The sequence below is a fragment of the Mesorhizobium sp. P170090 genome, assembly GCF_057786115.1.
The window spans coordinates 4,820,495-4,834,949 of record NZ_JBYNWH010000001.1 but is presented as its reverse complement, the minus strand read 5'-3'; the positions used below and the strand labels follow the sequence as shown (position 1 = coordinate 4,834,949).

Sequence of the window (14,455 nt, the reverse complement as noted above, 5' to 3'; positions counted from 1 at the left end):
ATTAAATTGTGTGGCTTTTCCGGAACGTCATCGCAATGCTCCGAATGTTATCCCATGGTTAGGGACTGGGCTTGGGGAGCCGGGAATTGCAGATCATGAACATTGGAAACACGACGCCGGCGGTGAGACACACGCAGGCGTCGGGAACGCTGTCGCCAGAATCCAGGCGCATCATGGATGACGTCGACGCAGCCCGGAATACCGCAAAGTCGGCGCTGACCAATGACCGCTTTCGCGTCATGCTGGAGCAGATCGGCAATCCGCAGTCGTCGGGTGACCTGGTGACGATGAATGAAAGCGCCGACAGCACCGCCCTGGATTTCACGACGGCGCTATCGCGTTACGCTGAAAACAGCGAATAAGTTCGATATCAGGCCCGGCTGCGGCGGCGTTCGCGGCGGGCTTCGCTGGTCTCGGCGGTGTTTTCCGTCGCCACCTTGTTGCGCATCGGACCGATGCGCTCGACGATCGCCGCGACGGTCGGGCGTTCGGATTTGGTGTGCGCGTCGAGCGCCTTGCGCATGGCGGCAAGGTGCTGGAACGACGTGCCGCAGCAGCCGCCGATGATCTTCGCGCCGCCATCCACCGCCAGCCGGACATAGTCGGCCATCAGCTCCGGCGTGCCGGAATAATGGATCTCGGTGCCACGAAATTCGGGAATGCCGCAATTGCCCTTGACGATCACCGTCGCTTCCGGCTTCGCCTCGGTCATGTCGAGCAGCGAGGCCAGGATGTCGGAGGCGCCGACACCGCAATTGGCGCCGACACCGAGCGGTGTCTCTGAAAGTCCGTCGACGACGCCGTGGATATCCCTGGGCAGCAGGCCCATCATGGTGCGGCCGGCAGTGTCGAACGAACCGGTATAGGTGTAGGGCAGGCCGACGCGGATGGCGGCCTCCGCCGCGGCGCGGATTTCGTCCGGCGCAGACATGGTCTCGATCCAGGCGACTTCGGCGCCACCTTCCTTGAGACCCTCGATCTGCTCGGCAAAAGCCTCGACTGCTTCGTCATAGGTCATGGCGCCGAGCGGCACCAGCAACTCGCCGGTCGGACCGACCGAGCCGGCGACGATGACTTTCCTGCCGGCCTTGTCGGCGACCGCGCGGGCAATCTCGGCGGCGCGCTTGTTCAGCGCATGCACGCGGTCCTGCGCATGATGCAGCTTCAGCCGGTGGCGGGTGCCGCCGAACGAGTTGGTGAGGATGATATCGGCGCCGGCGTCGACGAAATTCTGGTGCAGGCTGGTGATGGTGTCGGGCGCTGTCTCGTTCAGCAACTCGGGCGCTTCGCCGGCCTCGAGGCCCATGGCGAACAGATTGGTGCCAGTGGCACCATCGGCGAGCAGCACGCCCTTTTCGGCCAGCAGAGCATCGATGGGATTGTTCGCGGTCATCGGATCGACTTTCAGATATTTGAATGGAATAAGGATATAAAGAAGTCTTTATGTCCAGTCAATGTGTTTGCAACCTGCAATGCCGCGCGGCGCACCTTTCCGGGGCGTTGGGGATCAGGCATAACCCGATGGAAATGACGCGCCGGCCAGATTGCGCGCGTAGGCGGCGGCCTCATGCGGGTTGATGTCGGCGGCCCGGATCAGATTGTCGAAATGCTGGGTCAGCGCTTGGACCGGCTGGGTGGCGTTCAGCACGACATACATGTCGCCGACATAGATGGCGGCGCGGTAGGGACCGAAGATTGTCAGCGGGATCGAATAGCGCATGCGGCCGTCATAGAGGAACAGGCGGAAGGTGGGGTAGAGATCGTCAAGCAGCGTCGCCATATGGGCAAGCTGCTGCCGGCGGTCAGCCTCGGGAAAGCGGTCCCAGACGCCCAGGCCGCGGGCAAAGATCTCAAGCGTATGGCGCGGCATGCAGACCTCCATGTCGGTCTCAGGGCGCCGGTTGTACTCGATGCGGTACTGCGTCTCGCTGGCCTGCGCCAGACGGCTGCGGTTGGTGATGTTGGCTTCGTAGTCGACCAACTGGCGTGTGCGCAGGAGGTCTGGAATGCCGGCCGGCACATAGCGGATCTTGGTGCCGGCGGCCTCGGCGAACCATTTGGCCAAAAGCGTGCGGTCGAAGCCGTCGGGCGCCTCTTCGATCTCCAGGCTTTCGCGGATTTCGCCGGTGACGCCTTCGTCCTGGGAGAGGCCGAGCAGCCAGTCCAGCGAGATCTTGAATTCGGCGGCGATGTTGAGCAGCGTTTCGGCACGTGGCAGGCGCGTCGAGGCGCCGGACATCAGTTGCGACAGCGCCGACCGGTCGATGCCGACTGCAGACGCGAAAGCTGACTGGTTGAGATCGGACCGTGTCAGGAGCAGCTTCAGGCGCTCCCGGAAGATTGCCGAAAGGTCCCGTTTGTCCACTGTTCGTTCTCCGCACTCTCTTAGGAAAAATTTGCGCCCGAGCCGTCGAATCAGCACTTCCAGCGTAAATGAATCCGTAGGGTTGTTTACAATGCATAACATCTGCGGTCAAAAATGCGCAATCGCAACATTTTGTACACTTTGTCTCGTTGAGCGGAATCGCTTCTCCTGACACTATGCTGTCAGGAACCAATTCCGGCGACTGAGGGACAGTGGTCGATAGCATGACAGGCAAGCGCATCAAGCGACGCGACGCAGCGGCCATCGAGTGGCCGACCGTGCTCCTCGCTTTCTTCTGTTACGGAATGTGGCTCGCTGCCGGGCTCCTGCTCTGGCCCTCTTATCCGATCCCGGCACTTCTTCTCCTGGGCTTCATCCTGGCCTTGCAGTCGTCGATCATGCACGAAGTGCTGCATGGCCATCCGACGCGCAGCGCGCTCATCAACGAAGCCTTCGTCTTCCTGCCGATCGGCTTGGTCTGGCCGTTCCGTCGCTTCAAGACGCTCCATTTGCGCCACCACGCCGACGAGCGCCTGACGGATCCCCTCGACGATCCCGAGAGCTATTACCAGGCGTTGTGGATGCATGACGATCTGCCGCCGACGATGAAATTCCTGCTCAAGATCAACAACACCATGGCCGGCCGTTTCTTCCTCGGCCCCTGGCTGTCCTGCATCGGTTTCTTCGTCGACGATGCCAAGCATGTGATTGCCGGCGACAAGGTGATCGGCAAGGCATGGCTGCTGCATGCGATCGGCCTCGCCATCGTAGTGCCGATCGTGCAGTTCGGCTTCGGCATTCCCGTATGGCTCTACATTCTGGTGCCGGTCTGGCTCGGCCAGTCGCTGATCGCGGTCCGGACTTTCGCCGAACATCAGTGGTCCGAGCACCCTGAAGGACGCACGGTGATCATCGAGCGCTCGCCGCTGTCGTTCCTGTTCCTCAACAACAATCTGCACTTCGTCCACCACAAGACGCCGACGGTTGCCTGGTACAGACTTCCAAAACTGTTTGCGGACCGCCGCGACGAGTGGCTGCGGATGAACAATGGCTACGCCTATCCGAACTATTTCGCACTGATCAAAGCCTACGCATTCAAGGCCAAGGAGCCGATCGTGCACCCGGTGCTGCGCCGCCAGGCGGAGCCGGGCAGGGCGTTCAAGCCGCGCATCAGGGCGCGCAGCATCAGCGGGCTTGGCAGCGCGCCGGTTCCGGCCGAGCCGCCGAAGGAATAATCCCCGGACTTCCCGAACCCGTGTCGGCCAATTCTGATTGGACGCCGCGTTTTTGCGATCCTTTCCCGAGCCATGATGATTGAGTGTCGGCATGAGTGATTTGGTTGCGGCATTGCCGATGTACGACTGGCCCGAAGTGCGCGGCGAGGTCGACGCGCAATGGGCAGCGTTGCGCGAGGCTTTTCGGCACAAGGGCGTCGATGCGCCGCAGACAATCGTGCGCCGCAATGGCGACCTGCCGCCGGTGCCGGGGGGTATCCAGGACGCCGAGGGCAGACTGATCGCGCCCGATCCGGCGACACTGCCGCCGAACGAACTCGACCATCATCAGCTTTGGCTCCATCCGGCGCTGCTGTTCGCGCAGACCTGCTGGGGGCCGATGGAACTTGGCCTGAACAAGCATGTGCAGGTGGTCGGCCAGCCGAGCTACGACGCTTACGAAGGCGGCCAGGGCGAACTCTATTCCAGCGCGCTGGTGATGCGGACGGGCGAGGGACCGGAGGTTCGCTCGCCCGCGGATGGCAAAGCCTTGCTGCCGCTCGATCTGATGCGTGGCAAGCGTTTTACCTACAACAGCCTCGATTCGATGTCGGGCATCATCGCGCTGACGCGCGACCTGCAGGCCGCCGGCGAAAGCCTGGATATCTTTTCCTCACGCAGCGAAAGCGGTGGCCATCGCCGCTCGATCATCGCGGTCGCCGAGGGCAAGGCGGATATAGCTGCCATCGACTGTGAGAGCTGGGCGCTGGCGCAGCGTTTCGAGCCTGCGGCAAACGCCGTGAAGGTCGTCGGCTGGACGGCAAGGCGCAAAGGCCTGCCCTACATCACCGCCAGGACGACGCCGGAAAAGACGCTCAAGGCTCTGCGCGAGGCGCTTGCCGGATCAGCCGAGCAGCCTCGCATCCAACGGGTAGGTTGAAAGCTGCTCGTTACCGGTCTCGGTGATCAGGATCTGTTCCTCGATCTTGACGCCCTCATGGCCGCCGAGACGGCCGATATAGCTTTCCACGCACAGCACCATTCCCGGCTCCAGCACGCCATCGGGCGTGTCCGGCGTCCAGTCGCTGGCATGTGGCAGGGTTGGATACTCGTCGGCGAGGCCGACGCCGTGATAGAGCACGCCGTAGCGCGCCGGGAAGCAATCTCCCGGCGGCACCACGGAGCGTTCGACCAGGTCGCGGAAGGATATGCCGGGCTGCATCAATTGCGTGTTGTGGGCGATCTGGTCGGCGGCGATGTGGAAGAGGTCCCGTTGCTCGTTCGATGGTCTCGCATCGCCGCAAAGCCAGGTGCGGGAGAGATCGGCGCAGAAGCCGTAGGGACCGATCAGGTCGGTATCGAAGGCGACGAGGTCGCCTTCCTCGATCACACGCGATGAGCATTCCTGGAACCACGGATTGGTGCGCGGCCCCGAGGCAAGCAGCCGGGTTTCGATCCATTCGCCGCCGCGCGCAATGTTGCCGCGGTGGAGTTCGGCCCACAATTCGTTTTCGGAAATGCCCGGCGTCAGCGCCTTCTCCATTTCACCCATCGCCGCTTCGCAAGCGACGATTGCGCGGCGCATGGCGAGGATCTCGTCCGGCGATTTGATCAGCCGCGCATTTTCCATCACCGCTTCGCCATTGCCGATCGAAATGCCGAGCCGGGCGAGTTCCTCGACGCCTTCCGGGTTGATGTGGTCGACCGCAATGCGGCTGTTGCCGCCGCCATGCTCCTTGACCAGATCGGCGATGCCGGCCGCCCAGCGGCGGACTTTGTGCTCGGTCAGCTCGCCGCCATAGAGATACATCCACGACACTGCCGGCCGCACCTCGTCGACGACGCCGGAATGATCGGACAGATGCTCGCAGGAGAAATAGTCGAACAGCACCACGGGTCCCTCAGTGGCGACGAAGCAGTGGCGGGTCGGATTGTGCGCGACCCACAGCTGCATGTTGGTCGAATCGGTGGCGTAGCGGATGTTGACGGGGTCGTAGAGCAGCGCGCCGGCGTAGTTTCGGCGCCTCAGTTCGGCGCGGAGGCGCTCGAGCCGGTATTTGCGCATCGCGGCAAGATCGGGCGCGGCGATGCCTGCCGCTTGCCATTCGGCTTCAGCCAGCGCGCCATAGCCCAGCACATGCTGGTTCAGCGACGCCGCCTTCTGGCGCGATGTTTCGCGCAAGGCTTCGACGGAGCCGGGCTCGAACGGCATGATCTTGCGATGACGACCGAACCCTTGTTTCTCCACCCGACGCCTCCCTGCCGACTTACTGTGGCGCTGCGCCCGCGGCCGCTTTCTTCAGCCGCGTGACCGTCAGCGTGCGGGTGGGCGGCTCGCTGTCGAACAGCATCGGAACGACCAACTGCTGCGGCGAGCCGTCAGCGACATAGCCGGCCTCGCTCAAGGCCCGCAGGATGCCCTCGGGAGGTTCCTTGTCATTGGCCATCACGAGCACCGCCGGCTCGATCAGCAAATGGCCGAAGTCCGGCATCTCGTCGTCGAGCACGACCAGATCGGGATCGACAAGACGCAGATTTCCCACCCAGTGCCAGCTCGATATCGCCGTGCGAACCGGACCGTTTGCCGTCAGCTGGCCATAGAGCGACTGGTAGTCGACACGCACGATGCTGCCGCGGCTGTCGCCGCCATTGAGGTGCGTGTACCAGGTCACCGGCAGCACGAGGATGGCAAGCGTTGCGCCGACAAAGACGACGACGTCCTGCACCTTCCTTCCCTTGTCGCCTCTGGCATCCATCCGCGAGGCCAGCGCGACCGGCAGCAACACAAGAATGGGAAGCATCCAGCGATCGCGAAATTGCGTCGTCCCGCTCGCCAGGACGAGCACGATGGTCATCGCCAGGGCAAAAGCGATGGTGCGCCACACCAGTTTCTCGGTCCATGGCGCCGGTTGCAGCGCGGGCGCTGGCTTTTTCCATGCGATGAGCAAAGCCGCGACGAATATGCCGGCCGGCAACACGGCGAAATACAGGATAGCCTTGCCCAGTCCGCGCATTCCGTAGAATGCGGTTTGTATGGCGCTTTCTCCTCTGCCCATGCCGAAGCCGCCGCTGTGCGACAGCAACTGGTCGGTGTAGGTCAGGTTCCAGTAGAGCGTCGGCAGGCAAAGCAGCACCGCCACGACAAGGCTGATCGAAAACCGGCGGTTGAGGATGACGCCGCGCGTTTCGCGCAGCGACAGGGTGGACAGCATCAGCGCGCCGAGAAAGATCGCGTTGTTGTATTTCGACAGGATGGCGGCGGCCATCGCCACGCCAAACAGCACATAGGTGGCCAGCGAACGCCGCTGCACCAGTTCAACGAGCGCAAGAAACAGCACCACTGAAAAACAGAAAGCGGCGATCGAGTGGGTGAGGGCGTGCTGCATCTCCCACACCATCTGCGGAAACAACAGCAGGCCGAACAATGCGGCGGCGCCAGCGCGGCTGGAATAGCCCAGGCGGCGGACAGCGATGAAAACCGACGCCAGCGCCGCTCCGATCAGCAGGTACTTCACGATCTTGAGCGCCAGGATGTTCGTTCCGACCACGGCGGCGACGAGGCGGGCAAGCCAGGTGTAGAGCGGCGGCTGCGAGCCGCCATAGCCAGCCCAGAGGTAGTGCATGTACATCAGCTGTTCGGAATCGTCGACGCCGACACCGGTTCCTACGACATGGGACAGCAGCGCCATCACCACGATCTGGACGACGCAATAGACCGCGACGCAGACCAGTGCGGCGTTGAAGGGACCGACCTTGCCTTCGCCGAGCCAGTCCGTCCATTTCTCTAGATACTGCAAGGGGATCGTCTTCTCATCGAGGGAAAATGCCTGCGGCCAACTGCCGAAGGCCCCTTACACGATCTCACGCTCCCTGTCGCCTTTTCAGGTCCGCATCTTCTCGCCGCTGGGGTCGAAGGGCGCCTCGACATTGATGCGCGCCGGACGCCGGTGGCCGAGGATCTCGATCTCGAACAGTCCGGCACTTTCGTCCTCGGCGAGTGCCGCCGGCACATAGCCCTGCGCCATCGACTTCTGCACATAGTGCGCATAACCGCCCGAGGTGACCCAGCCGACCACGCGCCAGTCGCGGTCGACGATGCCGCGCACGGCGGAAGCTCCTTCGGCAGCCTTTGAGCCACGCACTTCCTTGCCTGCCGTATCGAAGCGTGGCGCGCCATAGCCATGCGGCTTTTCCACCGTGCCATAGTCCTTGCCGACCTTGGCCCAGATCGGCTCGTCGCCCATGACATCGGCGTCGGCCGCATCGACGATGAAGGAGACACGGCGCAGTTTCGGCCCTTCCGCCTGTTCCTTGGCAGCGGCCTCGCGGCCGATGAAGTCGTTCTTCTCCAGCTTGATGAAGCGGTCCATCCCGCCTTCGAACGGGCCGTAGATCGGCCGCAGTTCGCGGTACCAGGTCGGGAAGTTCTTCTCCAAGCGCATGGAGAGCAAAGCGCGCATGCCGAAATCGACGAGGCCGAACTCCTCGCCGGCGTCCTTGATCGCCTTGTAGACCAGGCGCTCATAGGCCGGCGCCATCCAGATTTCATAGCCGAGATCGCCGGTATAGGTGATGCGGTTGACCATGCAGGGCGCGCCGCCGACCGCCATTTCGCGGAAATCCATGAAGCGGAAAGCTTTCGTCGAGATGTCGACATCGACCAGCTTCTGCAAGAGGTCGCGCGATTTCGGACCGGCGATCGACAGGCCGACCAGCGTCTGATCGAAGCGGTGGATACGCACCGAACCATTCTTCGGCAGATGCGTCTCGAACCAGCGCATGTGGTATTTCTGCGCGGCGGACGAGCCCCAGATCATGAATCTGTCTTCGCCTGCCTTGGCGATGGTGAAGTCGCCGATCAGCTTGCCGAATTCGTTGATCATCGGCGTCAGCACGATGCGGCCGGTCTTCGGCATGCGGTTGGTCATCAGCCGGTTGAGGAAATCCTCAGCCGCAGGTCCCGACACTTCGTATTTGGCGAAGTTGGCGATTTCGGTGACGCCGACGCGTTCGCGCGTGGCGCGCACTTCCTCGCCGATAGGACCGAAATCGTTTGAGCGGTGGAAGGAGACGACGTCCTTCGGCTCCTTGCCCTTCGGCGCGAACCACAGCGGGGTCTCCAGGCCCCAGCTATCGCCCATGACGGCGTTGTTGGCGAGCATGGTATCGTAGAGCGGCGTCGTCTGCGCCGGACGCGCAGCCGGCAGCTCTTCATTGGGGAAGCGGATGGAGAAGCGGCGCGAATAGTTTTCGCGCACCTTTGCGTTGGTGTAGCGCAGGCCGGCCCACTCGCCGAAGCGGGCGACATCCATGCCCCAGACGTCGAAGCCGGGATCGCCATGCACCATCCAGTTGGACAAAGCGAGGCCGACGCCGCCGCCCTGGCTGAAGCCGGCCATGACGGCGCAGGCGCACCAGAAATTGGTCAGGCCCTGCACCGGCCCGACCAGCGGATTTCCGTCGAGCGCAAAGGTGAAGGGGCCGTTGATGATCTGCTTGATGCCGGCTTTCTCGATGCCGGGGAAATGCTTGAAGCCGATCTCCAGCGACGGCGCGATGCGGTCGAGGTCGGGCGGCAGCAGTTCATGGCCGAAATCCCACGGCGTGTTGACCGGCGACCATGGCTTGCAGGCCTTTTCATAGGTGCCGAGCAGGATGCCGTTGCGCTCCTGGCGGGTGTAGATCTCGCCCTTGAAGTCGAGCACGCCGATCATCTCGCGGCCGGTCGATTTGTTGAATTCCTCGACCTCGGGCATCGGCTCGGTGAGCAGGTACATGTGCTCCATGGCCAGCACCGGCAGTTCGACGCCGACCATGCGGCCGATCTCGCGCGCCCACAGGCCGCCGCAGTTGACGACATGCTCGGCGTGGACGGTGCCCTGTTCGGTGACGACGTTCCAGGTGCCGTCAACTTCCTGCGTCAGCTCGACGACGCGGTTGCGCAGCACGATCTCGGCGCCCAGCTTCTTGGCCGCCTTGGAGTAGGCGATCGTCGTGCCGGAGGGATCGAGATGGCCTTCGACCGGATCCCACATGGCGCCGACGAAATTGGTCTCGTCCATCAGCGGGAACATCGCCTTGGCTTCGGAGGGCGTGATCAGCTCGGTGTCCATGCCGAGATAGCGGCCCTTGGCGTGGGCCAGGCGCAGAAAATCCATGCGCTCGGGCGTATCGGCCATCATCACGCCGCCGGTCAGATGCAGCGAGCAGGACTGGCCGGAGATTTCCTCGATCTCCTTGTAGAGCTGCACCGTATAGGCTTGCAGCTTGGCGACGTTGGGATCGCCGTTCAGCGTGTGGAAGCCGCCGGCTGCGTGCCAGGACGAGCCGGAGGTGAGCTCGGAACGCTCGATCAGCATGATGTCGGTCCAGCCGGCCTTGGCCAGGTGATAGAGCACCGAGCAGCCAACGACGCCGCCGCCAATGACAACCGCTTTTACATGAGATTTCATGAGAGATAGGTCCGTTTTTGCGTAAATTGAATCAGGTGTGTCGGTTGGCAGGATGCCGCCAGTTGCTTGCCGATCAAAAATCGGTCGGCGCGCCGCCTTCGGCCGTGCGCTTTTCGACGAAGTCGTTGAGCTCTTCGCGGATCGCCGGGTCCATATAGGGTTCCTCGTAGGATGCCAGCCGCTCCTTCCAGACCTTGTTGGCCTTTTCCAGCGCGGTCGGCGATCCGGCTTCCGCCCAGGTCTCGAAATTGCGCCAGTCGGAGAGGATGGGCGAGTAGAAGGCTGTCTTGTAGCGGTCCTGCGTGTGCTGGGTGCCGAAGAAATGGCCGCCGGGGCCGACCGACTGGATGGCGTCGAAGCCGAGCGCTTCGTCGGACAGGTCGAGCGGGGTGAGGAACTCGGCCACCATCTGCAACAGGTCGATGTCCAGCATGGTCTTCTCGTAGGAACAGCGCAGGCCGCCTTCGAGCCAGCCGGCGCCGTGCATCATCAGATTGCCGCCGCCCTGGATGGCGCCCCACAGCGAGAACACGCTTTCATAGGCTGCCTGCGCGTCGACGGTGTTGGCGGCGCAGGTATTGGAGGTGCGGTAGGGGATCTTGTAACGGCGGGCAAGCTGGCCGCCGACAAGCTGCGCCTTCATATATTCAGGCGTGCCGAAGGCCGGCGAGCCCGACTTCATGTCGACATTCGAGGTGAAGCCGCCATAGCCAACCGGCGCGCCCTTTCTCACCATCTGGGCAAAGGCGATGCCGGACAGCGCCTCGGCATTTTGCTGCACCAGCGCACCGGCGATGGTCACCGGCGCCATCGCGCCGGACAGGGTGAAGGGCGTGATGACGACGACCTGACCCTTGCTCGACATCTGGATGATGCCTTCCATCATCGGCACATCCAGTTTCAGCGGCGAATTGGTGTTGATGATGGTGAAGACGGACGGCTCTTCGAGCATCTGCTCATGGCTGATGCCGCGGGCGATCCTGGCGATCTCGATGCCGTCGACATTGCGCTCCTTGCCGAGCGAATAGATGTGGAACACCTTGTCGGTCAGCGTGGCGAGGTCGCGGATGCATTCGAGGTGGCGCACGGAAGGATGGATGTCGGTCGGCTCGACCGGATAACCGCCGGTGCAGTTCAGGATGTTGTGCATCTGTGCCAGGCGCAGGAAGTTGCGGTAGTCCTGCTGGTTGCCCGGACGGCGGCCGCGATCGAGGTCGGAGCAGTTCGGTGCCGACGCCATCATCGACAGGATCACATTGTTGCCGCCGAAGCGCACATTGTGCGCCGGGTTGCGGGCATGGAGCGTGAATTCCGACGGGCAGTTGGAGATGAGATCGAGGATCATGTCGCTGTCGAAGCGCACGCGCTCGCTGCCCTCGCGGACATCGGCGCCGTTTTCCTTCATCATGCGGCGCGCTTCGTCATGCAGCACGTCGACGCCTATTTCCCTCAAGACGCGCAGCGAGGCGAGGTGGATCGATTCCAGCTCGTCGTCAGAGACCAGCTTGGTCGGCGTTAGCGGATTTCTCAGTTGCCGAAAAGCCGGCTGTTCGAAGGCGGCCGAGCCGCCGGCGCGCTTGCCCGCACGGCCACCGCGACGGGCCCGGTCGGTTGCCAAAGGCGGTTCGGCTGGATGCAGGGCGGCGGTCATGATGGTCCTCGTACGATGCTGGTAGCGGGCGGCATAATGGACCGGCGGCTGTCCGACCATTGCGGAGGCGGCGACCACTAGGACGAGGGAAGCGACATGCTCGAACGGCAGTCCGATAGCTGACAACCTTGCCGGGGATTGGCGGACAGGACGCGCCCCACTGCGGCTCTTTGCGCAAGGGGATTTCAGGCGCGGCCCTTCCTTTCCCTAAATCGAACCGCTAGCTCAGTGGTTTGCCGCTGGATGGGGCCGGCAATTTATGTGGAAGGCATCATGGCTGCGACCGGTTCGAGCGATGGCGAAGCGGGGACGCAATGGGCGGCGCTTGCCGGCGTAACTGCCGCCCTCGCGATGTTCGGTGCGGCGCAAGGGCTGAGCTCGCCGCTGTTTACGCTGCTGATGCAGAAGCAAGGCATGTCGCCGGCGCTGATCGGCTTGTCGGCAGCGATGATGCCGCTTGGCCTGATCCTTTCGGCCTCGTTCGTGCCGGCAGCCATTCGGCTGGTCGACGCGCGCAACCTGGCTGTGGGTTGCTCATTGATTGGGGCGCTGTGCTTCCTCGGCATCGGCTACCTGCAGGACTGGGTGGGCTGGTTCGTCATCCGCTTCATCATCGGTATCGTCATCAACCCGCTCTATATACTGGGCGAAGTATGGGCGCTGTCGCTGGCGCCGCCGTCGCGCCGCGGCAGGGTGATGGGGGCATTCAACACCGTGCTGGGCGCTGGCTATGCTGCGGGGCCTTTGGTCCTGACCGCGGTAGGGATATCGGGCTGGGTTCCTTTCCTGGTCGGCATGGCCGGCTTCATCCTGTGCGCCGCGATCCTTCGTGCTGTTTCCTCAAGCCTCGCCGGCTTCGAGGATGACGGCCAATTGCCCGGCGGCTTTTTCGGTTTCGCCAGGCTGGCGCCGGCGCTGTTGTTTGCCGTGCTGGTTTCGGCGGCGGTCCAGCAGGGCACCTACGCATTGATGCCGGTCTTCGGTGCTGCCTATGGCCTGCCCGAAAGGACGCTGGCGGCCCTGGTGATGGCACTGTCGCTGGGAAACATCTTCCTGCAAATCCCGCTCGGCCTGCTTGCCGAGCGTTTCGGCGGGCGGGCGATGATCATCTTCTGTGCGTTGGCGACAACGGCCTGCGCGGTTTTGCTGCCGTTGTTGATCACGACGCCGGCGATCTGGCTCGTCCTTCTCGTCATGGGAGCGGTCGGCTATGGCGTCTACACCATGGCGCTGGTGGAGCTCGGCAGCCGCTTCAAGGGAACCGTGCTGGTCGCCGGTAACGCCGCCTTTGCCTTGATGTGGGGCGCCGGCGGCATTGTCGGCCCGCCCGGCGCCGGTGCGCTGATGCAGGTCATCGGTCCGCTCGGCCTGCCGGTGGTGATCGCCGGACTCGACGCGCTGCTGGTGAGCTTCGCGCTTTACCGATCGTTCAAGCGCCAAACTCCTGACAGGCCCAAAAACTCCTGACAGGCCCAAACTCATGACAGGCCTTGTCTGGAGCAAACGGTTTTTACCGGGGCGGGGCTTACCCGCGTCGGACAGAAAAGCTAGTCCTGAGCCTGGTTTAGGTGCCAATGATGAACCTGGCGGAAGCTGACAACGAGAAGATGCAGTGGGCGGCGATCAGCGGCGTGATCGCGACCGTCTCGGTGTTCGCCATCGCGCAAGGCCTGTCCTATCCGCTGCTGAGCTTCATCCTGCAACGCCAAGGCGTTTCGCCGGCCATCATCGGGCTCTCGGCGGCAATGACGCCGATCGGCTTCATTGTCTCGTCGCCGCTGATCCCGGCACTGGCGCGCCGGTTCGGGGCAGGGCGCACCGCGCTTACCTGCGCGGCGCTTTCGGCTATTGTGCTTGCGCTGATCGGCTGGACCCAGAATGTCTATCTGTGGTTTCCGCTGCGCTTCTTGATCGGGGTGGTGACCAACCCGCTCTATGTCTTGAGCGAAATCTGGGTCATTGCACTGGCGCCGCCATCGCGCCGCGGTCGCGTCATGGGTGTCTATTCAACCATCATCTCGGCCGGCTTCGCTGCCGGGCCGCTCTGCCTGCTCGTTGTCGGCACCGTGGGATGGCCGCCATTCCTGGTGGGGATCGCCGCCTTCATCTTCTGCGGCGCCTGCCTGGCGCTGGTGCTGCCGCAACTGCCGAAGGTCGACGAAGCCGGGCGCAGGGTTTCGGTCATGGGCTTCATGCCACTGGCATGGCTATTGCTGTCGGCGGTGGTCGTTGCCGCCGGTTTCGAACAGGGCGTGCTGGCGCTGCTGCCGGTCTACGGCACGCACTATGGCATCGCGGAAGCGCGCATGTCGGCGCTGCTGTCGGTGATGATCGCAGGCAACATCGCCATGCAGGTGCCGCTCGGCTTGCTGGCGGAACGGCTGACGGCGCGTCTGGTGCGATTCATCTGCGTCGTGGTGACGGTGCTGGGCTGCGCCCTGTTGCCGCTGCTCATCGAGACGCCGCTGATCTGGCCTTGCGTCTTTATCTGGGGCGCGGTCTCCTATGGCATCTACACCATGTCGATCATCGAGCTCGGCGAGCGCTTTACCGGCTCGGCGCTGGTCGCCGGCAATGCCGCCTTCTCCCTGATGTGGGGCATCGGCGGCATCGTGGTGCCGCCGCTGGCGGGTGGCGTCATGGATGTGATCGGCGCCTCCGGTCTGCCGATCACGCTGGGCGCGATTTGTCTGGCACTGGCTGTGGCCACGGTCCTGCGCCGGCGGATGGTTTGAGGCCGCATTCCCCCGATGACCTGACGTACCATCTTGAA

General features: G+C 63.3%; 11 protein-coding genes. 5 read left to right on the top strand and 6 right to left on the bottom strand.

Annotation, left to right across the window (positions count from 1 at the left end; genetic code table 11):
- Positions 1 to 95: 95 nt before the first annotated feature.
- A complete protein-coding gene (locus AC3EML_RS23460; RefSeq protein ID WP_023724232.1) occupies positions 96 to 362 on the top strand; it encodes a hypothetical protein in 267 nt (88 codons plus the stop codon).
- 8 nt (positions 363 to 370) lie between these two features.
- On the opposite strand, the gene bmt is transcribed toward AC3EML_RS23460, so the two are convergent.
- Complete coding sequence (bmt, locus tag AC3EML_RS23455) at positions 371 to 1,393, bottom strand: betaine--homocysteine S-methyltransferase (RefSeq protein WP_352497847.1); 1,023 nt, start codon at positions 1,391 to 1,393, stop codon at positions 371 to 373.
- A gap of 114 nt (positions 1,394 to 1,507) precedes the next feature.
- Positions 1,508 to 2,365, bottom strand: coding sequence for a helix-turn-helix domain-containing protein (locus AC3EML_RS23450; RefSeq protein ID WP_352520533.1), 858 nt, complete (start codon positions 2,363 to 2,365; stop codon positions 1,508 to 1,510).
- Between the two features lie 224 nt (positions 2,366 to 2,589).
- On the opposite strand from AC3EML_RS23450, the gene AC3EML_RS23445 reads away from it, so the two are divergent.
- The gene (locus AC3EML_RS23445) at positions 2,590 to 3,600 is read left to right on the top strand and encodes a fatty acid desaturase (RefSeq protein WP_031200512.1); all 1,011 of its coding nucleotides are present in this window, start codon (positions 2,590 to 2,592) and stop codon (positions 3,598 to 3,600) included.
- Positions 3,601 to 3,691: 91 nt separating this feature from the next.
- On the top strand, positions 3,692 to 4,519 hold the full coding sequence (locus AC3EML_RS23440) for a phosphate/phosphite/phosphonate ABC transporter substrate-binding protein (protein ID WP_352520532.1): 828 nt from the start codon (positions 3,692 to 3,694) through the stop codon (positions 4,517 to 4,519).
- Here AC3EML_RS23440 and AC3EML_RS23435 read toward each other — a convergent pair.
- The 4 genes from AC3EML_RS23435 to AC3EML_RS23420 all read right to left on the bottom strand — a co-directional run bounded on the left by AC3EML_RS23435 (position 4,484) and on the right by AC3EML_RS23420 (position 11,682).
- Positions 4,484 to 5,791: a M24 family metallopeptidase gene (locus AC3EML_RS23435; protein ID WP_023706078.1), complete on the bottom strand. Its 1,308-nt coding sequence runs from the start codon at positions 5,789 to 5,791 to the stop codon at positions 4,484 to 4,486. The genes AC3EML_RS23440 and AC3EML_RS23435 overlap by 36 nt on opposite strands.
- A 55-nt stretch (positions 5,792 to 5,846) precedes the next feature.
- Positions 5,847 to 7,376: an ArnT family glycosyltransferase gene (locus AC3EML_RS23430; RefSeq protein WP_352520531.1), complete on the bottom strand. Its 1,530-nt coding sequence runs from the start codon at positions 7,374 to 7,376 to the stop codon at positions 5,847 to 5,849.
- Between the two features lie 84 nt (positions 7,377 to 7,460).
- A complete protein-coding gene (locus tag AC3EML_RS23425; RefSeq protein ID WP_352520530.1) occupies positions 7,461 to 10,031 on the bottom strand; it encodes a GcvT family protein in 2,571 nt (856 codons plus the stop codon).
- A 73-nt stretch (positions 10,032 to 10,104) separates the two neighbouring features.
- Entirely contained in the window at positions 10,105 to 11,682 is a 1,578-nt protein-coding gene (locus AC3EML_RS23420; RefSeq protein ID WP_023753424.1) for a trimethylamine methyltransferase family protein, read from the bottom strand.
- Between the two features lie 273 nt (positions 11,683 to 11,955).
- On the opposite strand from AC3EML_RS23420, the gene AC3EML_RS23415 reads away from it, so the two are divergent.
- Both AC3EML_RS23415 and AC3EML_RS23410 read left to right on the top strand, forming a co-directional pair.
- On the top strand, positions 11,956 to 13,149 hold the full coding sequence (locus tag AC3EML_RS23415) for an MFS transporter (protein ID WP_352520529.1): 1,194 nt from the start codon (positions 11,956 to 11,958) through the stop codon (positions 13,147 to 13,149).
- 110 nt (positions 13,150 to 13,259) lie between these two features.
- Complete coding sequence (locus tag AC3EML_RS23410; protein ID WP_023730703.1) at positions 13,260 to 14,417, top strand: MFS transporter; 1,158 nt, start codon at positions 13,260 to 13,262, stop codon at positions 14,415 to 14,417.
- Positions 14,418 to 14,455: the final 38 nt, after the last annotated feature.

Bases quoted from the DNA above. Each gene is read 5' to 3' on its own strand.
- AC3EML_RS23460 (WP_023724232.1), top strand. From the start codon at position 96: ATGAACATTGGAAACACGACGCCGGCGGTGAGACACACGCAGGCGTCG.
- bmt (WP_352497847.1), bottom strand. From the start codon at position 1,393: ATGACCGCGAACAATCCCATCGATGCTCTGCTGGCCGAAAAGGGCGTG.
- AC3EML_RS23445 (WP_031200512.1), top strand. From the start codon at position 2,590: ATGACAGGCAAGCGCATCAAGCGACGCGACGCAGCGGCCATCGAGTGG.
- AC3EML_RS23440 (WP_352520532.1), top strand. From the start codon at position 3,692: ATGAGTGATTTGGTTGCGGCATTGCCGATGTACGACTGGCCCGAAGTG.
- AC3EML_RS23435 (WP_023706078.1), bottom strand. From the start codon at position 5,791: ATGCCGTTCGAGCCCGGCTCCGTCGAAGCCTTGCGCGAAACATCGCGC.
- AC3EML_RS23425 (WP_352520530.1), bottom strand. From the start codon at position 10,031: ATGAAATCTCATGTAAAAGCGGTTGTCATTGGCGGCGGCGTCGTTGGC.
- AC3EML_RS23420 (WP_023753424.1), bottom strand. From the start codon at position 11,682: ATGACCGCCGCCCTGCATCCAGCCGAACCGCCTTTGGCAACCGACCGG.
- AC3EML_RS23415 (WP_352520529.1), top strand. From the start codon at position 11,956: ATGGCTGCGACCGGTTCGAGCGATGGCGAAGCGGGGACGCAATGGGCG.
- AC3EML_RS23410 (WP_023730703.1), top strand. From the start codon at position 13,260: ATGAACCTGGCGGAAGCTGACAACGAGAAGATGCAGTGGGCGGCGATC.